Source organism: Staphylococcus sp. HL28, from assembly GCF_021117155.1.
In the GTDB taxonomy this organism is placed as follows: Bacteria; Bacillota; Bacilli; order Staphylococcales; family Staphylococcaceae; genus Staphylococcus; species Staphylococcus warneri.
In genome coordinates, this window is record NZ_CP088218.1 from 320,273 (window position 1) to 341,591 (window position 21,319).

Annotated in this window: 16 protein-coding genes and 1 pseudogene; 11 read left to right on the top strand and 6 right to left on the bottom strand. The window is 33.1% G+C overall.

Features of this window, described 5'->3' with window-relative positions; genetic code table 11:
* The first annotated feature begins 154 nt into the window (after positions 1-154).
* The 3 genes from ppdK to lqo all read left to right on the top strand — a co-directional run bounded on the left by ppdK (position 155) and on the right by lqo (position 5,383).
* A complete protein-coding gene (gene ppdK / locus LPC11_RS01430) occupies positions 155-2,785 on the top strand; it encodes a pyruvate, phosphate dikinase (RefSeq protein WP_231307314.1) in 2,631 nt (876 codons plus the stop codon).
* A gap of 1 nt (position 2,786) precedes the next feature.
* Positions 2,787-3,611: a pyruvate, water dikinase regulatory protein gene (locus LPC11_RS01435; RefSeq protein WP_041613754.1), complete on the top strand. Its 825-nt coding sequence runs from the start codon at positions 2,787-2,789 to the stop codon at positions 3,609-3,611.
* A 272-nt stretch (positions 3,612-3,883) separates the two neighbouring features.
* Complete coding sequence (lqo, locus tag LPC11_RS01440) at positions 3,884-5,383, top strand: L-lactate dehydrogenase (quinone) (RefSeq protein WP_023374194.1); 1,500 nt, start codon at positions 3,884-3,886, stop codon at positions 5,381-5,383.
* 72 nt (positions 5,384-5,455) lie between these two features.
* Here lqo and LPC11_RS01445 read toward each other — a convergent pair whose 3' ends face one another.
* Positions 5,456-6,157 carry a GntR family transcriptional regulator gene (locus LPC11_RS01445; protein WP_023374193.1) on the bottom strand — a complete coding sequence of 234 codons (702 nt, stop codon included), beginning with the start codon at positions 6,155-6,157 and terminating at the stop codon, positions 5,456-5,458.
* Between the two features lie 155 nt (positions 6,158-6,312).
* On the opposite strand from LPC11_RS01445, the gene LPC11_RS01450 reads away from it, so the two are divergent.
* From LPC11_RS01450 to LPC11_RS01465, 4 genes and pseudogenes are all read left to right on the top strand, one after another.
* Positions 6,313-8,199 carry a beta-glucoside-specific PTS transporter subunit IIABC gene (locus LPC11_RS01450; protein WP_443028894.1) on the top strand — a complete coding sequence of 629 codons (1,887 nt, stop codon included), beginning with the start codon at positions 6,313-6,315 and terminating at the stop codon, positions 8,197-8,199.
* A 14-nt stretch (positions 8,200-8,213) separates the two neighbouring features.
* Positions 8,214-9,653: a 6-phospho-beta-glucosidase gene (locus LPC11_RS01455; RefSeq protein ID WP_023374191.1), complete on the top strand. Its 1,440-nt coding sequence runs from the start codon at positions 8,214-8,216 to the stop codon at positions 9,651-9,653.
* Positions 9,654-9,818: 165 nt separating this feature from the next.
* A pseudogene (locus LPC11_RS01460) lies at positions 9,819-10,010 on the top strand (YciI family protein); the annotation flags it as partial.
* 136 nt (positions 10,011-10,146) lie between these two features.
* Complete coding sequence (locus LPC11_RS01465; RefSeq protein WP_002465926.1) at positions 10,147-10,725, top strand: PadR family transcriptional regulator; 579 nt, start codon at positions 10,147-10,149, stop codon at positions 10,723-10,725.
* A gap of 203 nt (positions 10,726-10,928) precedes the next feature.
* Here the strand turns inward: LPC11_RS01465 and LPC11_RS01470 are convergent, their stop codons facing one another.
* Entirely contained in the window at positions 10,929-11,819 is an 891-nt protein-coding gene (locus LPC11_RS01470) for a fructose bisphosphate aldolase (RefSeq protein ID WP_002451238.1), read from the bottom strand.
* 154 nt (positions 11,820-11,973) lie between these two features.
* Here LPC11_RS01470 and LPC11_RS01475 point away from each other — a divergent pair, with 154 nt between their 5' ends.
* Together LPC11_RS01475 and LPC11_RS01480 are read left to right on the top strand one after the other, a co-directional pair.
* Positions 11,974-12,432 carry a P-loop NTPase family protein gene (locus LPC11_RS01475; RefSeq protein ID WP_023374190.1) on the top strand — a complete coding sequence of 153 codons (459 nt, stop codon included), beginning with the start codon at positions 11,974-11,976 and terminating at the stop codon, positions 12,430-12,432.
* A 143-nt stretch (positions 12,433-12,575) separates the two neighbouring features.
* The gene (locus LPC11_RS01480; protein ID WP_231307316.1) at positions 12,576-13,784 is read left to right on the top strand and encodes a putative glycoside hydrolase; all 1,209 of its coding nucleotides are present in this window, start codon (positions 12,576-12,578) and stop codon (positions 13,782-13,784) included.
* Between the two features lie 59 nt (positions 13,785-13,843).
* Here the strand turns inward: LPC11_RS01480 and LPC11_RS01485 are convergent, their stop codons facing one another.
* Both LPC11_RS01485 and LPC11_RS01490 read right to left on the bottom strand, forming a co-directional pair.
* Positions 13,844-15,205, bottom strand: coding sequence for an FAD-dependent oxidoreductase (locus tag LPC11_RS01485; RefSeq protein ID WP_023374188.1), 1,362 nt, complete (start codon positions 15,203-15,205; stop codon positions 13,844-13,846).
* A gap of 457 nt (positions 15,206-15,662) precedes the next feature.
* Complete coding sequence (locus LPC11_RS01490; protein ID WP_023374187.1) at positions 15,663-16,220, bottom strand: hypothetical protein; 558 nt, start codon at positions 16,218-16,220, stop codon at positions 15,663-15,665.
* Positions 16,221-16,526: 306 nt separating this feature from the next.
* Between LPC11_RS01490 and LPC11_RS01495 the strand changes: the two genes are divergently transcribed.
* Positions 16,527-17,441: a hypothetical protein gene (locus LPC11_RS01495; protein ID WP_023374186.1), complete on the top strand. Its 915-nt coding sequence runs from the start codon at positions 16,527-16,529 to the stop codon at positions 17,439-17,441.
* A gap of 238 nt (positions 17,442-17,679) precedes the next feature.
* Here LPC11_RS01495 and LPC11_RS01500 read toward each other — a convergent pair whose 3' ends face one another.
* Positions 17,680-18,108: a hypothetical protein gene (locus tag LPC11_RS01500; protein WP_081698185.1), complete on the bottom strand. Its 429-nt coding sequence runs from the start codon at positions 18,106-18,108 to the stop codon at positions 17,680-17,682.
* A gap of 238 nt (positions 18,109-18,346) precedes the next feature.
* Between LPC11_RS01500 and LPC11_RS01505 the strand changes: the two genes are divergently transcribed.
* The gene (locus LPC11_RS01505) at positions 18,347-19,684 is read left to right on the top strand and encodes an aspartate aminotransferase family protein (protein ID WP_023374184.1); all 1,338 of its coding nucleotides are present in this window, start codon (positions 18,347-18,349) and stop codon (positions 19,682-19,684) included.
* Between the two features lie 76 nt (positions 19,685-19,760).
* On the opposite strand, the gene LPC11_RS01510 is transcribed toward LPC11_RS01505, so the two are convergent.
* Complete coding sequence (locus LPC11_RS01510; protein WP_023374183.1) at positions 19,761-21,215, bottom strand: APC family permease; 1,455 nt, start codon at positions 21,213-21,215, stop codon at positions 19,761-19,763.
* Between the last annotated feature and the right edge of the window lie 104 nt (positions 21,216-21,319).

The following is a 21,319-nucleotide window of genomic DNA, read 5'->3' on the forward strand; positions in this document are numbered from 1 at the left end:
TAAAATAACTATAGATTTTTAGTCCAAATATTAGATAAATTGTGACAATAATAAAAAATATGCGTAATCGTTTTCATATCATGCTTGTATTTTTCTTTTTATTATGACATACTCAAAATTAATTAGTATGACATAATAAAAGAGGTGCTTACTCATGACAAAATTGATTTATGCATTTGATGAAGGACAAAAATCTATGAAAGACTTACTAGGCGGAAAGGGTGCCAATTTATCGGAAATGAAACGATTGGGTTTGCCTGTTCCAGACGGTTTTACGATTACGACAGAAGCTTGTATAGATTACTTAAAGCAAGGTGAACGTTTATCAGACGATGTAAAATCACAATTACATGACCACTTAACTGCCTTTTCAAATAGAACAGGCAAATCTTTTTCATCTCAGGATCATTTATTACTTGTGTCAGTACGAAGTGGTGCGAAAATATCTATGCCAGGTATGATGGATACCATATTAAATTTAGGTTTAAATGATGAGAATGTAGAAAAACTTGCCACAAAAACAGATGATGCTCGATTTGCGTATGATTGCTATCGACGCCTATTACAAATGTTTGGCGACGTTGTTTATGGCGTACCAATGACTCATTTTGATACATATTTTGAACAATATAAAAAAGAACATCAATATGATTCTGATGCTGATATTACTGCTGAAGGATTAAAAGAAATTTGTGAACAATATAAAAGGATTTATTTAGAACATGGGCATAAACCATTCCCTCAAGATCCGCTTCAACAATTAGAAGAATCAATTGAAGCTGTATTTAAGTCTTGGGATAATGATCGTGCGCGTGTCTATAGAGATTTAAATGATATTCCACATGATATTGGTACTGCTGTAAACATTCAGGAAATGGTATTTGGTAATAGTGGTGAACGAAGTGGTACAGGAGTGGCATTTACTAGAAACCCTGTGACAGGAGAGAATCAATTATTTGGAGAATACTTGTTAAATGCTCAAGGTGAAGATGTTGTAGCAGGTATTCGTACACCAAAAGATATCGATACATTGAAGGAACAAATGCCAGACGTGCATCAACAATTTGTCAATGTAACAAAACAATTAGAAACGCATTATAAAGATTTACAAGACATTGAATTTACGATTGAAAATGGAAAACTGTATTTATTACAAACACGTAATGGTAAGCGTACGGCTCGAGCAGCTATTAAAGTGGCTGTTGATTTGGTTAATGAAGGGCTCATTACTAAAGAAGAAGCTGTGACACAAGTTGATGTAAAATCAATCGAGACATTATTACATCCTAATTTTAAAGAGGAAGCATTAAAACAAGCGACCGTTATTTCGAAAATGGGGCTACCAGCAAGTCCAGGTGCAGCGACAGGAAAAGTTGTGTTTTCAGCTGAAGAAGCTAAAGTTCAAGCAGAGAATGGTGACAATGTTATTTTAATGAGACCTGAAACATCTCCAGAAGATATCGAAGGTATGGTGGCGAGTGAAGCTATTGTCACTACACACGGTGGAATGACATCACATGCTGCAGTTGTCGCTAGAGGAATGGGGAAATGCTGTGTGACTGGTTGTTCCGATGTCGAAATTGATACAGTAAACAAAACAGTACATTACCCTAATGGTGATATGTTACATGAAGGGGATATCATTTCAGTCGATGGTAGTGCTGGAGATTTATATCTTGGAGAAATTGAAACAGTTAGCGCTGAACATAGCGATGAGTTCGAACAATTTATGCAATGGTCAGAGGAGATTGCACGATTACAGGTACGAATGAACGCAGAAACACCACAAGATATACAAGCAGGTTATCAGTTTAATGCTAAAGGCATTGGCTTAGTGCGAACAGAGCATATGTTTTTCGGTGCGGAACGCCTTGTGGAAATGCGTCGATTTATATTAGCTTCTAATTATGATGAACGTGTAGAAGCATTAAATAAAATCAAGACATATCAAATTGAAGACTTTGAGGCCATATTTAAATTATCAGCTGGGCGACCAACAATTGTTCGATTATTAGATCCACCGTTACATGAGTTCTTACCATCAACGGAAGAAGATATTGCTATGGTGGCAGACCAATTAAACGTTTCTACAGCACATCTAAAACGAAGAATCAATGATTTGAATGAGGTTAACCCAATGTTAGGACATAGAGGATGTCGTCTAGCTATTACTTACCCTGAACTTTATGAAATGCAAGTTGAGGCAATCATGACTAGCGTGTTTAACCTTAAAAAAGAAGGTATTACATCTCAACCAGAAATCATGATTCCACTTGTATCTACAGTTGAAGAGTTTACAACATTAAAATCACAATTAGTATCAACGATTCAGGATTTAGAGAATGATATGAAAAATAAAGTACATTATTTGATTGGCACTATGATTGAAACACCAAGAGCATGTTTGATTGCGGATCAATTGGCACAACATTGTGACTTCTTTAGTTTTGGAACGAATGATTTAACGCAATTAACATATGGATTCTCAAGAGATGATGCAGGCAAATTTATAAATGTGTATACTGAAAGTAATATATTACAGCTTGATCCTTTCCAAACGTTAGATCATGATGGCGTAGGTCAACTGATAGAGATAGCGGTCACAAATGCTAAACACGTTAATTCGTTTATTAAAATAGGTGTTTGTGGAGAATTAGGTGGAGATGCTAAATCAATACGTAGATTTAACCAATTGGACATTGATTATGTTTCATGTTCACCATTCCGAGTACCTGGAGCAATCCTAGCTACAGCTCAGAGTCAAGCTGAAGAAAGTGAGAGATAATGTGAAAGAACAACAAGCACAACAATTAACGATTTACATCGTTTCTGACTCTATTGGAGAAACGGCACAACGGATGATACATGCGACACTGACCCAATTTCCAGATTTAACACAAATAGAAATTAAGAAGTTCCCATATATTAAGGATGAAAATGAATTTCTTAATGTATTAGAATTAGCGCATGAAAAAAACGCGATAGTGGTTACAACACTGGTTAGTGAATCTTTCAATGCACTTGGTCATCAATATGCACAGGAACATCAAATATCATATATAGATTATATGTCGGAATTAATCACGATGATTGAACAACATACGCAATCTACACCACTGATGGAAAGTGGTGCATTACGAAAAATGAACACTGAATATTTCAAACGTATTGAAGCTATAGAATATTCGGTTAAATATGATGACGGTAAACACTTCACGGATATTGGAGAAGCGGATGCTTTAATTGTTGGCGTATCTCGAACGTCTAAAACACCATTGAGTATGTATTTAGCCAATAAAGGTTATAAAATAGCGAATATCCCATTAGTGCCAGAAGTGACGATTCCTGAAAGTGTCTTCCAACATAAAGGGTTAAAGGTATTCGGTTTAACAGCAAGTCCTAATTATATCGCTAATATTAGAAAAAATCGTGCTGAAGCATTAGGTATTTCCAAAACATCAACCTACAATAGTTTAGATAGAATTAAGAAAGAATTATCCTATGCTGAGGAAATATTCAATAAATTAAATGCGACCGTGATTAACACAGAATATAAATCAATAGAAGAATCAGCATTTTATATTGAAAAGTTTTTACAACAAAATAATTAAAATTTAGTTAAAATAAATATTATTCCGTAGTGACTTAATGTGACATATATATAATTTCATGTATTTATGGATAAAATATAATCACCTTCTAAATCAATTTCTATTATTATAAAGAATAATAATTTACTTTTATCAATGGTTGATTTAACATAAGAATAGAAGACTAGTTTACGAGATGAAATGTTAGAAAAATTGTATTAAATCCTGATTTAGTCAATAAAATGCAATTTTAGTGGACTGGTGTAAGTATTTATTTTGGAGAGGTGAACAACATGGCAAAGTCTGACAAAAAAGACGTAATTTTAATTGGTGCCGGTGTACTTAGTACAACTTTCGGATCAATGTTAAAAGAAATTGCGCCAGACTGGAATATTCATTTGTATGAACGCTTAGACCGTCCTGGTATTGAAAGTTCTAACGAACGTAACAATGCAGGTACAGGTCATGCTGCGCTTTGTGAATTGAACTATACTGTTCAACAACCTGATGGTTCAATTGATATCGAAAAAGCGAAAGAAATCAACGAACAGTTTGAGATTTCTAAACAATTTTGGGGTCATTTAGTTAAATCAGGAAATATTGAAGACCCACGCGCATTTATTAATCCATTACCTCATATTAGTTTTGTAAGAGGTAAAAATAACGTTAAATTCTTAAAAGATCGTTATGAAAAAATGAAAGCTTTCCCAATGTTCGATAATATCGAATACACTGAAGATATCGAAGTAATGAGAAAGTGGATTCCATTAATGATGAAAGGTCGCCAAAATGATGGTGGCTACATGGCAGCAAGTAAAATTGATGAAGGTACAGATGTAAACTACGGTGAATTAACACGTAAGATGGCACAACACCTTCAAGAAACTGATAATGTAGAAGTAAAATACAATCATGAAGTGGTTGATTTTACACGTTTATCAAATGGTAAATGGTTAGTCAAAATTAAAAACCGTAACACAGGTGATGTGTTTGAACAAGAAACGGACTATGTATTTATTGGTGCTGGTGGTGGCGCAATTCCACTATTACAAAAAACAGGTATCCCTGAAAGTAAACATTTAGGTGGATTCCCAATCAGTGGACAATTCATTGCATGTACAAACCCAGAAGTGATCAAACAACACGATGCCAAAGTGTATGGTAAAGAACCACCTGGTACACCACCAATGACTGTACCTCATTTAGATACACGTTATATTGATGGTGAAAGAACATTATTATTCGGACCATTTGCGAACGTAGGTCCTAAATTCCTTAAAAATGGTTCAAACTTAGATTTATTCAAATCTGTAAAACCATACAATATTACAACTTTACTAGCATCTGCAGTTAAAAACTTACCATTAATCAAATATTCATTCGACCAAGTGATTATGACTAAAGAAGGTTGTATGAATCATTTACGTACATTCTATCCAGAAGCACGTGATGAAGATTGGCAAGTTTATACAGCAGGTAAACGTGTACAAGTTATTAAAGATACAGAAGAACATGGTAAAGGTTATATTCAGTTCGGTACTGAAGTAGTGAATTCACAAGACCACTCAGTGATTGCATTATTAGGTGAATCACCAGGGGCTTCAACTTCAGTATCTGTAGCATTAGAAGTTCTTGAGAAAAACTTCGCTGAATATGCTGATGAATGGAAACCATTAATTAAGAAAATGATTCCATCATATGGAGAATCATTAATTGAAGATGAACAATTAATGAGAAAAATCCGTAAACAAACTTCAAAAGACCTTAAATTAGGTTTCTATGGAGAAAAATAATTAAAATTAACTCAACCAAAGCGTAAATGAGCCTTGGTTGAGTTTTTTGTTTTGTTATAAAATAGTGTCTTGTTAACTTTGAATAGGCACGAAAAATTTTGCATTTTTAAAGTGATACACAATATTAGAATAGTCAAAAGGTATACCTTTATTAGTGTGGAATATGAGTTCATGTCTCATACAAGGATCGCCTTCATTTAATTCTAATTGTTGTGACTCATTTTTGTTAAGAAAATCCACATAAAAATATATGTCAGAAAATCCTATATTGATGTTTAATTGTTTTTGAATATGACTGAAAATGGATTGAGTAGCTATTTGTTTATCAAGTGTAGGAACAATGTTTTTATTAAAGTACGATGTTTCTATACATAATATTCGATTGTCTAAAAAGCGTAATCTTTTAATATAAATTACTTTTTCATTTTTATTTAATCTCAGATGTTTTCTTACTGATTCCTCTGGAATAAATTCATCAAATTCAATGACTAAACTACTTATATTATGATCTTGTAGATTATCAGAAAATCCTTTTGTTTTTAATAAATTGACGTAACCATCAATTCTTTTATTTCTAACATATATACCACTTCCACGAGCTTGGAAAATAGTTCCTTCTTTTTCTAAAATAGCAAGTGCTTTAATAATAGTACTTTTGCTTACATTATATTTTATTTTTAATTCTTCTACGCTGGGTAATTTATCACCAGCTTGATAATGACCGTTATCAATAAACCTTTCAATATCATTAGCAATATGTTCATATTTCAACATAATTTATTATTCTCCAATCTAGAATTATATATATATTATAACAAAACGAAATTGTACCGATATAATATCAGAGAATTCATTTACAAATTGTACCGGTACAATTATAATGATGATGAAAAGGCTTACATAATCTTTGCCATTAGGAGGTAATGACATTGAGCGTCAAAAATAAAGAATTGGCTAAGGATATTCTAGATATTATCGGTGGGAATGAAAATGTTGTTAAAGCATCACATTGTGCTACAAGGCTAAGAATTGTATTAAAAAGATCGATACCTAATGCTAAGAAACAAGTATCGAATTTAGATGGCGTTGTAACTGTGGTTGAAAATAATGGTCAATTCCAAGTTGTCATTGGTAACGCAGTAGGTTCTGTATTCCAAGAATTTGAAAAATTAATTGATCAAAATGATAACTCTAATTATGATAGCCAAGGCCAAAAAGAATCTATAGTGAATAGAGTTATTGCTACGATGTCTGCTGTATTTGCCCCTTTTATCTATGTTCTTGCAGCGGCAGGAATATTGCAGGGGTTATTAATCATCATCAATTTGATAATACCTAGCTTTAAAGAAACGGGGACTTTCGAAGTTTTTAACTTTATTTCCTGGGCACCATTTACTTTTTTACCTATTTTTATAGCTTTAACTGCGTCAAAACATTTTAATGTTAATACTTATATTGCAGTTGCCTGTTGTGCGGCTTTGGTTAGTCCAGATTTAGCGGGAATAATAGAGAGAATAGGTAAAGGTGAAAGTTTTCATTTCTTAGGTTTACCCTTATCAGAAACAAGTTATGTTTCATCTGTTTTGCCACCACTATTATTAGTTTGGGCTTTATCATATGTTGAAAAGTATTTGAACAAATATATACCTGAAGTGGTTCGACAATTATTTGTACCATTTTTCAGCATTGTCATTATGGTACCACTAACACTTATCATAATTGGGCCATTAGCTTCTGGTGCAGCACATGGTATTGCAAGTGGTTTTAACACGTTAGTAGATGTTGCTCCATGGTTAGCTGGAATATTAATTGGTACATTTTGGCAAGTATTTGTTATTTTTGGTGTGCATTGGGGTGTTACACCGATGGTTCTTGCAAACTTTGAAGAATATAAAAGTGATGCATTTCAAGCATTTCAAACAATTGCAGTTATTGCTCAATTTGGTGCTGTATTGGGAGTGTTTTTCAAATCAAAAAATGCAGAAATTAAAAAAGTTTCCTTATCTGCTGGTATAACAGGTATATTTGGAATAACAGAACCCGCTATGTATGGAATTAACTTAAGATTTAAAAAGCCATTTATTATTGCATGTATTAGTGGTGGGATTGGTGCTTTAGTTGCGAGTTTCTTCAATCCTAAATACTATGCTTATGCAGGATTACCTGGGCCAATAACAATTGTTAATGGATATAGTGGCGATAATCCAACATCAATTTGGGGAATAGTGATTGGTTCAATTATCGCAATTGTTTTACCTATTATTTTAATACAAATATTTGGTTATGGAGAAGACACAACAGATAAAGTTCAAGATGCAGATATAAATAACAATAGCACTGAAATTAATAATGATTCATTAGAGGAATATATTTTATCACCGACAACTGGTTCAATAGTACCTTTGAAAGATGTCAAAGATCCAATTTTCTCTGAAGGAATGATGGGGAAAGGGATAGCAATTCAACCGATTGAGAATGAAATTAAATCTCCTGTTGTCGGTAAAGTAAGTATGATTGCCGCGAGTAAACATGCTATAGGTATTACTTCTAATAATGGTATAGAAATATTAATCCATGTTGGTTTAGATACAGTGAATTTAAAGGGCAATGGATTCGAAGTATTAACAAAAGAAAATGACAATGTAGAAATTGGTAAAACATTACTTAGATTTAATCAAAGCTATATTGAAAAACAAGGATATAACACTATTACACCGATTATTATAACTAATAGTGATGAGTTTGAAGAAATAATAATCGAAGATAAAAATGAAGTTACAGATAAAGATAATATAATGACAATTATTAAAAAATAAAGGAGAGATATATAATGTCTAAATTACCTAATGATTTTTTATGGGGTGGCGCATTAGCAGCTAACCAATTTGAAGGTGGCTATGATCAAGGTGGAAAAGGACTAAGTGTGATTGATGTGATGACAGCAGGTGAACATGGAAAAGCACGTGAAATCACTCAAGAAGTAGAAGCAGATAAATATTATCCTAATCACGAAGGTATTGACTTCTATCATCGTTATAAAGAAGATGTGAAATTATTTAGTGAAATGGGATTAAAATGTCTACGTACTTCTATTGCTTGGACACGTATTTTCCCTAATGGAGATGAAGAAGACCCTAACGAAGAAGGACTAAAATTTTATGATGACTTATTTGATGAACTATTAAAATATGATATTCAACCGGTCATTACGTTATCACATTTTGAAATGCCATTACATCTCGCTAGAGAGTATGGTGGATTTAAAAATAGACAAGTAGCAGATTTCTTTGCACATTTTGCTGAAACAGTATTTAAACGTTATAAAGATAAAGTAAAATATTGGATGACATTCAATGAAATTAATAACCAGATGGATTTGAATAATCCTATCTTTTTATGGACAAACTCTGGCGTGTTATTATCCGAAGAAGATAATAAAGAAGAGGTATTATATCAAGTCGCACATAATGAACTTATCGCAAGTGCCAAAGCTGTCAAAATTGGTAAAGACATTAATCCTGAATTTGAAATAGGCGCAATGATTTCACATGTACCTATTTATCCATATAGTTGTAATCCTAAAGATATGATGGAAGCGGAAATTGCAGGTAGAATGCGCTTCTTCTTCCCAGATGTGCAAGTTAGAGGATATTACCCAGGTTATGCTACGAAAATGTTTGAAAGAGAAAATATTAACATAGGGTGGCTTGAAGGAGACGACCAAATTTTACAAGAAGGTACAGTCGATTACATTGGATTTAGCTATTATATGTCTACAGTAGTTAAACATGATAGTAATAGTAGTGTAGAAGATAACGTAGTGAACGGTGGTTTACCTAATTCAGTTGAAAATCCTTATATTCAAACTAGTGATTGGGGTTGGGCAATTGATCCGGTAGGTTTAAGATTCACATTAAATGTATTATATAATCGCTATCAAATTCCATTGTTTATAGTCGAAAATGGCTTTGGTGCAGTTGATGAAATAGATGAAAAGGGAAATATACATGATGACTATCGTATTCAATATTTAAAAGAACATATTGAAGCCGCAATTGATGCAGTCGACCAGGATGGTGTTGACTTAATGGGTTATACACCTTGGGGTATTATAGATATTGTATCTTTCACTACTGGAGAAATGAAAAAACGTTACGGTTTAATCCATGTTGATAGAGATAATAAAGGACAAGGTACACTCGAACGCACGAAAAAAGATTCTTTTGAATGGTATAGAAATGTGATTGAATCTAATGGAGAACGGTTATAAGAATATCAATAACGTAATATTAAAAAGGAGTATACTTTGTCTTATTATTTAGTGAAATTTGTTCATACAGACATGAAAGGTTGGCAACAGCACATACGTGATCATGCTATGTATTTATATCAACTCGTTGAATCTGGTGATTGATTAGTATCAGGTCCAGTTGAAAATGAAGATAAAAGTAAATTGGAGGCATATTTAGTACTCAAAGCAAATAATGAAGACCAATTAATGTCATTACTCAAAGCTGATCCGTTTTGGAAAGAAGGATTAGTAGCGGATTATTCGATAGAACAATGGACACCTATGTTTGGTAAGCCAGAAAATATCGAGATAACTAGTCCCATAGAAGAAGATTAATCAATAAAAATGGTGCTATGAAAGGAAAAATCATAGTGCCATTTTTTTATTTTAAAATAATTAACGATATATCGTTGACAAGTTTCGATATATCGTTTAATATATCGATATATCGAAAAAAAGAAAGGTGATTAACATGTTTAATAGAAATAATAATCGTATAAATAGAGGTATGAGACATTTTGAAGGATTTGATATGAACAGAGGCCAAGGTAGAGGGCCAGGTCAGTTTGGAGACTTTAGACAAATGAATGGTAGAGATAGATTCTTCAAAAAAGGAAATTTACAATTTGTAATTTTAGAAATGTTAAAAGAGGAACCAAGACATGGTTACCAAATTATTAAAGATTTAGAAGAAAAATTTAAAGGTTTTTATTCTCCAAGTCCAGGTTCAGTGTATCCTATTTTACAAATGTTAGAAGATAGAGACTTTGTCACAATCACTAAAGATGGCAATAAAAAAGTGTATTCAATTACAGAAGAAGGTCAACAATTTGTTGATGAAAACAAAGAAAATAGTGATTTTTCAGAACGCATGGCGCAATTTGAAAATGTAGACTTTGAAGAAATGAAACAATCACGCGAAAAGTTACACGATTTATTCCATTTATTTATGAAAGCATCAAAAGAATCTATGCAAGACAATGATAAAAAAGAACAGTTAGATAAGATTATAAAAGAGACAAAAGAGAAATTAGAACAATTATCTAAATAGAGATATAGTTGTACTGGAGAAGGTCTATTCAATAAAAAAGAAAGAATAGGAATTATCGGTGCAGGTCCAGGAGAATTAATGTTTAGTCAAAATAGTACACAAAAATTTTGTGATTTTTTCAACCAAACTTTTGATGAAACATAAAGGATAATATAAAGAAAGGTCGTGCAGTTTTCCTGCACGACCTTTTTTAAATATGAAAATTAGTTTTTATTAACTGATGCATCGTAGATTGAATCTACAGCGTCACCTAATGCTTTATCGAATTCTTCTTGTGATTGGCTAGCTCTTAAGTCACTAGCTAATGCACGTGAGAAGCTTGCGATAAGTTCATCGTTATCTTTTAATAATTTGTTAGCTTCATCTCTGCTGTAACCACCAGAAAGTACTACAACACGTACAACATTTGGATGTTGAGCTAATTCTTTATATAAGTTAGGTTGAGTTGGGATAGTTAATTTAAGCATTACTAATTGATCACTGTCTAAGCTATCTAAACCTTTTTTAAGTTCATCTTTTAAGACATTTTCAATTTCAGCTTTATCTTTAGCATTGATATTTACTTCAGGTTCGATAATTGGTACTAAACCTTTAGCAATAATTTTTTTAGCGAATTCAAATTGTTGTTCAACAACATCTTTGATACCTTGTTCGTTTAATTCTAAAATGTTAGAACGCATTTTAGTACCAAAAATGTGACGTTCATTAGCACGATCTAATGTTTCGTCTAAATCATCGATTGGTTTCATTAATTGAACACCGTTTTGTTCTTCAGCTAAACCTTTATCCACTTTTAAGAAAGGAACAACGCCTTTATCAGCTAAATAGTCTCCAGTATATTTACCTTCAACTTCACGATCCATTGTTTGTTCGAAAAGAATTGCACCTAGGATTTTATCAGCTGAGAATGATGGTGAAGTTACCACGCGAGTACGCATGTCATGTACAAGTTTGAACATTTCATCGTCATTGCTATATTCATCTTCGTTAACACCATATTCTTTAAGTGCTTTAGGGGTACTACCGCCACTTTGGTCTAATGCAGCGATAAATCCTTTACCATTCTTCATTTTTTCTAATTGTTCTTTATTCATACTTTCCACTCCTTAACTTAACTTTCATCTACAGTATGATAAAAAATATTGTTATTCTCAAGCGATTCAACTTATAATTACCAAGAAAATTACACTATAATAGTATAAAGTCAAAAAATCGCCTTATAATGTGATGATTTGAAGGAGGATAACAATGTATAACAAAGTTCTAGTTATAGGTAGTCCAGGAAGTGGTAAATCTGCATTAAGTAATTATTTGTCTAAATATATGAGCTTGCCTCTTTATCATTTGGATCAAATCAATTGGAAAGATGATAATCGGACCATAGAACAAGATGAATTGATTAACGAAATCAAAGATATCTTAGTACAACATTATTGGATCATTGATGGGAATTATATAGACACATTAGAACTAAGAGTGAGTCATGCTGAAGTTGTGATCTGGTTACAAGAAAAAAGAATGACGTGTATATGGAGAGTGCTAAAACGATATTTTCTACATGTCATTTGTAATCGAACAATTGGAAAGAATCCTAAAACAATGAGTCTAGCATTTTTAAAATTTATTTGGGATTTTCCAAAGATTAATAACGAAAAAATAAAGAAGTTACAACGTAAATACCCTGAGAAATTATGGATTATCAAATAAAAAATAAATATATGTAATGTACATGCTATGTATGAAATATGATAATATATAATATAAGAAAAGATTGATGATTTTTAATATTTTGCACCACGATATAAATTGTTTGTGAAAATCATTTCTCAATACATAAAAGGGGATTAAGGATGAAGCAAAAAAAAATTTGGATTACATTAGCAGCAAGTGCATTAATAATTACTGGTTGTAGTTCGGGTCATGAGAATGATAAATCGAAAGATAATAAAGCAGAACAAACGGCTAACCAAAGAAATAAAGTCGCTTATCCTAAAGATGGTGTGAAAGGTATCTACGTTACAAGTAATTCAATACAAGGGGATAAAATTGACCAATTAATTAAATACGTGAAAGATGCCAAATTAAATGCAATGGTTATCGATGTCAAAGATGACGAAGGTAACGTCACTATGAAATTTAATACTGGTAATAAATTAATCGATAAAAATTCTATGGATATTGCAGATGCAAAACCATTATTGAAGAAGTTAAAAGATAATGACATTTATCCTATCGCAAGAATCGTTACATTTAAAGATACTAAGTTAGCTAAAGAACATCCTGAATGGTCATATAAAGAGAAAGATGGTTCTGTTTGGCAAAATGGTAAAGGGGATAGTTTTGTAAATCCATTTGTTAAAGATGTTTGGAAATATAACGTAAGTATTTCTAAAGAAGCAGCTAAAGCTGGTTTCCAAGATATTCAGTATGACTATGTTAGATTTCCAGAAGGATTTGAAAATGAAGCTGATCAATTAGATTACGATAAAGGTGATTATAAAAATAGTAAATTAAGTAAAGGCGATCAGCGTGTAGATGCAGTTACAAGTTATTTAGAATATGCACGTAAAGAATTAAAACCATACAATGTCAAAATATCAGCGGATGTCTTTGGGTATTCTGCACTAGTGAAAAATGCACCAGGTATTGGTCAAAGCTTCCCTAAAATCTCTAAAAACGTAGATGCCATTTCTTCTATGATTTATCCATCACATTGGAGTCCAGGAGATTTTGGATTAGAAGCACCTGATACTGAACCATATAAAACAGTTAATAGATATATCCAAAAAGAAAATAGTATTTTAGATTCATTAGGTAAACAAAAACCAATTTCCCGTCCGTGGATTCAAGACTTTACCGCTTCATATCTTGGTGAAGGTAAATATAAAGAATATGATGCAAAAGCATTATCAGATCAAGTACAGGCTTTAAAAGATAATGGCGTTAACGAATTCTTATTATGGAATGCTGGCAATGACTATACTAAAGGTGCCAACTTCAATCCTGAAAAAGGAAAGAATCAAGATAAAGATTACCAAAAAGAGAAAAGAGATAAATAGTTAATTAAAAAACACCTCTAATGCATACAATGCACTAGAGGTGTTTCTTTCAATGTAATTTAAAATAGCATTTGATCGCTACCAAATGTGTCATTTAATGCTTGTTGAGCAAGTACGTTTAAGTAATTCCAAGGTCTGTCGTAGTCAGGTTGGAAGAAGAAGTCTTGCACTGCGAGTTGTTCTAAAGTATAACCAGCTGAAATGGCAATGGACATTGTATTGATTGATTCAGTGATATTATCTTTAGACATTAGTTGTGCACCTAAAATTTTATGACTATCTTCATCATAGATAATTTTCATATGCACAGGGATTTCATCTTGCATGAATTTTGGACGAATAAGTTCTTTGACATATTTTTGTCCTAAATTTCCATCATAATGATCTTGTTCTGTACCATGAACACCTGTTTGACCAAATTTATAATCAAACAATTGTAAACCAGATGTACCAGAAACGCGAGGCATTGTCATATCATGACCTAACATATTTTTAGCTGCTGTTACACCTTGTCGACGTGAATTGGTTGCTAAAGCAATATATCGATCTTCTTCAACTGGTGCAAATGGTACAAGTGTTGCATCGCCACCAGCATAGACATCTTTTGCAGATGTTTGTTGTTGATGATTAATATTAATGACGCCTTTTTTACCTAAGTCTATTTTACCTTCTAACCAATCTGTTGCAGGTTGGACACCCACGGCAAATAGTACTGTATCTGCTTCGTACTCATTTTTATCTGTGATGACTTTAGTTACATTTCCTTGTTCATCACCATTTAAGGATTGAACGGTTTCGCCACCTATAAATTCTAAGCCGTGTTCTTTAGCGTTATCCTCAAGAATATCAGTAAATTCTTGGTCTAGATACGTACTTAAAATACGATCCGCGACATCAATAACTTTCGTTTGAATACCGGCTTTAGCAAAGGCTTCGGCTGCTTCGATACCGATATAGCCACCACCAACGACAACTGCTTTTTTGGCGTTTGGCATGCGTGATTTTACTTGATCAGCCCAATCTCTGCCACGCATGAATAAAACATGATTGTATTGATCGATACCTTCAACTGGAGGTGTGACCGGTTTGCCTCCTGGACTTAAGAAGAGTTTGTCGTAACTTGCTTGTTCAGTGTTACCATTTTGATTAACTGTAATGACTTTTTGTTCAGTATCTATATCAGTAACGGTGCTATTAACATGAATATTAACGCCTTGATCTTTATATGATTGTTCATTCGCATAGTGTAATGAATCTAGAGATGGTGATACATCTTCTAAGTAACTTTGTATACCACAAGATAGGAAAGAAGGTTTATCACCACTTTCATATACATGGATATCAGCGTCTTTATCTTCTTTAAGTAATGTTTGGATGACCTCATAACCAGCATGAGATGTACCAACAATAATATATTTCATTCCATTACCTCCTATTAGAATAGTTTATACATTTGAAAATAATTTCATTCCGTCTACAAATTAGGTTTACCACTATATTTATTTTTTATTCACACAATCGGCAATTAGAAATAATGTTCAAAAATTTGTCATAATTAACGGTTTTGAAAACATAAAAAAGAGGTCGAGACAAAAGTGTTTAGGATTTGAGCAGAACCGAACGATGATAAAGAACTACTTCCTTATTCATAGGTTAGTAGTTCTTACAAACTCAATAGTTGAGTTTGTTCATTTGAATTGTTTTCCAAATTTTGGCGAATCGTGAGCGTATGCCCAACTTGCATTGTTTGCAGAAATTGGAATACCAATTTCTCTATGTTGGGTCTCTTCTGCCGATATTCCTGCTTTTGGGACGCCGCTAATCGGTTTCCCATAGCACAAAAACTTTATATCTCAACCTCTTTTTTAAATATATGAATTATGAAATTTTTCTTAATGGTCTTTGGCTAATGAAAGCTGTGCCTGCTACTAGGGATAACACTGCTAATGCATTAGTAGGTATTGAGTCATTCTTACCTGACTCTGGTAGTTCGTTAGATTTCACTTTACCAACATAATACGCATTTAACTCTTTAGTACTATCTACTGATGCATTCTCTTGTTGGCTTTCGTGATTTTCTTCATAGGTTTTGGCGCTAATACCTTGGCCTGTATAGTTATCTGATGAATTTAAAGAACTATAATCTCCGAAATTACCACTTTTATATTGAACTTCTCCATTTTTATAAACTTTATATGCACCAACGCCGGCACCAGACTTATTATTAATATTAATGATAAAATATGATCCCTTATCTTTGACGTCGTTGAAATTTTGTAAGTCGGGATTACCGCCGCTATTTTTCATAGCTTGTTGTGCAACATTGATGGCATTATCTGCAGTGACTTCTTCAGCTTTGGCCTCACTTACGAAACATGCTGAAAATAAAACAGTACTTGCTAAAACAGTTGTTGCAATTATAGAGCGTTTCTTCACAATGAAAACCCCATTTCCAATTAGAGAATGATTTAATTCCTTTTACATTAATAGTGTACCACCATTTTTTTCTGAATAAGCCTTTTTAAATGAATCAATACTCAAACTTAAAGCTAATTTAAAGAACTTAATAAATGATTTAGAAATGGAGATTAAATGTTATAAATAAACCAAATAGATTAGAAGATAAACAATTTACTAATTTACAATTAATGTGTAATTAGATATATGTTTTTGAAATAAGATAGTTTATAATAAATTTATAATGTAATGTATATACAAAATATAAATAAAGGGGATTCTTCAATGAAAAAATTAGCTGGCACATTACTAACAGCATCGATAGTATTAGCAGGTTGTGGGTTAGGGAATAATGACAATGACAAAGGAAGTTCTAAAGTATCTGATGATTCAACAAGTAAGAGTCATCAAAGCAGTGATAATAAAGATAATCAATCATCACAATCGAATCAAAGTTCAAGTCAATCATCTTCAAAGAGTTCAAAAGCACAACAAGAAAATACCAATACTCAAGACTATTATGCTAAAGTTTGGCTTACAGTTTTTAAAGACTACCGTGGAAGTGGTGAAGTAGAGAATCATATATCAGCTATGTCCCATACTGATGTTGGTGGTGAAGCGATTAACCCATATAATAAAGAGGCATCAGAAAAATATCCGGATGGCGTTCAAATTATAAGTGGTACACCGACCGCTGCTGGACATGTTATATATAAAAATAATGGCGATGGTACAATAACGACTTATGGCACGCCATCTCATTTCCAAGACCGTCGTTGGATGGAAGATGATTATTCAAAATCTGAAACAAAACGTATTTTAGATAATGCTAATACAATTAAGTTATATGATGCGAGTCAAGATGAAATTGATAAAGTTAAAGGATACTTTAATGAATCGGATTCAGTGCCCGCGACTGATGATGATGTATCAAGCGATTCATCTGACGATTCAGATGATGACACGTCTTCAGATTCTAGTGATACAACAGTGACACGTGATAATGTTATTGATAAAGTTGAAGACTATGAAGGTCATAAATTGGATACATCAACATATACGTATAAAGAACCTGAGAAAAATAGCGACGGAGAATGGGGATTCTCATTCACAGATAAAGATGGTAATTTAGCTGGCTCTTATATTATTGATGAAGATGGAAATGTAACGAAATACGATGAAAATGGTGACGAAGAATAATCATCATTCAATTAACAACAAGCTAGGACATAAATATAATACCTCAAGTTACATTGATATTTAGGTAGTCGTTGACTGTAAAGTCATTCTTTTTCTTATAGAAATTAGTATTTCTTATGCATGAGTTTCACTCATGTATTCCTATTTTAAAGTACACATTAGCTGTGGCTAATGCGTAAGAACCACTAGATCATAAATGATTAGTGGTTCTTTATTATTTCTGTCCCACTCCTTTATTTTATAAATGTAATTTTGAAATAACTAGGATACAGAAATACATGAATACCACAAATATCATATGTGCAATGAGCCACCAAATCCATTCCGTCGCATTAAATACAAAGAATGATCTTTGAGCGATGGCAATGAGAAAAGGATACATACCGATAAAGGTCACTAGTAAAGATAGATAGGCTAAGTGGTAGAGTAGTTTTGATATATTGTAAAGTACCATGAAGATGAGATAAATCATCAAACCTATAGAAAGATGTATAATGACTTCCATCCATGTTGGTACAAGTTTAGGGTTAACTAGAAAATCTATATTTAATAATAGCTGTGTTAGATGAGTATGCTGTAAGAGAACATCTATAATTATAGTACTGAGTAATAATACAAAGGACGAAATAATAGCACTTAAAAAGTGGTAAGTCAGTCTTAGAATAATATCACTCCCAGTCCGCGGTTTATTAATTTTTTATTCCCTAATACGGATAAAATATACATACAAAAAAGATATCTATTTTATTTAGTTAGAATTTTCGGAAAATATTTACAAATCTGAAAATTATTAGTATATTGGGTACTATCATCAAATCGAAATCATTTTATAACTGAAGCATATGAATCATCTTTTTAATCGTCAGTAATGAAGTGAAGTTTAATTAGGAAAGGATGATTTGAGCATGAGTAAAGCACAAGACTTAATAAAAGAAGATGAGCAATATTTTGCTAAATCTGGAAGAATCAAATATTATCCTTTAGCCATCGATCATGGCTACGGTGCAACGCTAGTAGATGTTGATGGAAAAGAGTACATCGACTTATTAGCCAGTGCAAGTTCACAAAACGTGGGTCATGCGCCTAAAAAAGTAACCGAAGCGATTAAAAAGCAAGTTGACAAGTTTGTCCACTATACGCCAGCGTATATGTATCACGAGCCATTAATTCGCTTATCTAAAAAGTTATGCGATATTTCACCCGGTGACTATGAAAAAAGAGTGACATATGGATTGAGCGGTTCAGATGCCAATGATGGTATTATAAAGTTTGCTCGTGCATATACAGGACGACCTTATATCATCAGTTTTACAAATGCGTATCATGGTTCAACATTTGGTTCACTTTCTATGTCCGCAATAAGTTTGAATATGAGAAAAAAATACGGTCCACTTTTGAACGGCTTTTATCATATACCGTTTCCTGACAATTATAGAGGTCTATTTGAACAGCCTAATGCGAATACTGTAGATGAATATTTAGCACCACTTAAAGAAATGTTTGATAAATATGTTCCTGCTGATGAAGTTGCATGTATTGTATTAGAAACGATACAAGGGGATGGTGGTCTATTAGAACCTGTGTCAGGCTACTTTGAAGCTTTAGAAAGTATTTGTAGAGAACACGGTATCTTAATTGCTGTTGATGATATTCAACAAGGATTAGGACGTACTGGAAAATGGAGTTCAGTAGAGCACTTCAACTTTACACCTGATTTAATTACTTTTGGTAAGTCACTTGCCGGAGGATTGCCTATGTCAGCTATCGTCGGACGTAAAGAAATCATGGAGACATTAGAAGCACCGGCACATCTATTTACTACTGGTGCGAATCCAGTTAGTTGTGAAGCGGCTTTAGCTACACTTGAGATGATCGAAGAAGAACAGTTACTCGAAGCAAGTCTAGAAAAAGGTGAGTATGTACGTCAAACGATGGATAGATGGGTCATTGATTATGAATGTATTGGTGATGTCCGTGGTAAAGGATTATCAATTGGTATCGATGTAGTATCTGACCCAATTCAAAAGACTCGTGATCCTGAAGCAGCATTAAAAATATGTAACTATTGCTTTGATAAAGGCGTTGTTATCATAGCAGTAGCAGGGAATGTTTTAAGATTTCAACCACCACTTGTAATCTCTTACGAACAATTAGATTATGCATTATCGACGCTTGAGAATGCGATACAAGCTTTAAATCAAGGGGATTTAGATCAATATGAAATAGAAGGTCAAGGTTGGTAAATAGATTGTAAACTATAAATAAAAGAGCCGTTCCACAAGCGATAATTATTGTGGAACGGCTCTATTTATGTTTATATTAAGATTTTTTTGGAGATTTGTAGGCATCATTACGATCTTTTTTAGAATGTCTCATGCCGTATAGTAAATAGATAAATATACCTACAATGAACCAAATGAGTGTATATAATTTGGCTTCAAAACTTAATCCCCAGAATACTAATAGAACTAGTATGAAAGTGACTGCAGGTAATACTGGGTATAATGGCAGTTTGAAAGATGGTATAGGTAAGTCCTTACCTTCACGTTTTCTAAGTTGATACATTGCTAATGAAACAAACATAAATGCCACTAATGTTCCTGCTGAAATTAATTGTGCTAAGAAAGCAAATGGGAACATTGATCCGATTAAAACACCAATTACTGTTAAAATAATTAATGCTCTATTAGGTAAATGTTTATTATTTAATTTACCTAACCATGATGGTAATAAACCGTCACGACCGAATGAGTATAACAGTCTTGATCCAGCAAGCATCATACCAATTAAGGCTGTGAACATACCGATTACTGAGATAGCTTGCACCACTGCGGCAACAATACCGTGACCACTTTCACGTAATGCCCAACCTACTGGTTCAGCGTTATCAGCATATTGACTATAATGGAACATACCTACTAACACTAAAGCAACTGCAACAAATAAGACAATAGCGACTAATAATGATCCTAAAATTCCTCTTGGCATTGTTTTTTGAGGATTAATCGCTTCAGCAGAGTTGGCAGCGATAGAGTCAAATCCGATATATGCTAAGAAAATCATAGATACACCAGCATAAATACCTTGCCAGCCACCAAAGTCACCTGCATCTGTAACTTTGTGTTCTGGAATAAATGGTACATAGTTACTAAAGTTGATAGCTGTTAGTCCTACGATGACGAATAAGATAATTGCTAATACTTTTAATATAACTAAAATATTTTCCATTCGTGCAGCTTCACTCATACCACGAGATAATAGTAAAGCAGTTAAGATAATAACAATGGCTGCAACAATATCAATCACGCCACCATCACTACCAAATGGATTAGATAATGCTTTTGGTAATTCAATGCCCAAGGGTTTGACTAAACCTCGTAAGTTAGCGGAAAAACCAGAGGCCACAAAGGCGACGGCAATGAAGTATTCGGCTAATAGTGCCCAACCGGCAACCCAACCAAAAAATTCACCAAATAATACGTTAATCCAAGAATAAGCAGAACCTGCAAATGGCATAGTCGAAGCCATTTCAGCATATGTAAAGGCAACTAATCCTGCTACAATGGCTGCAAGTAAGAATGATAATGCAACCGCTGGTCCAGCATGCTGAGCTGCTACAACACCAGGTAAAGTAAATATAGACGTAGAAACAATAGTACCTACACCTAATGCAAGAAAATCGCGAACACGTAAAGTTCTTTTTAAATGTCCATCTTTACTTTGATAGATGGACGGATCTTCTTTTTGTGTTAATCGTTTAAAAAAACTAGACATAATAAACCTCCGTATATCAATGAGTTATATTTAACTGTCATTTTAATAATTTATATCATAGCATAAAAAACGCATGTTTTGTCTAAAAATTCTGAAAAATCAAA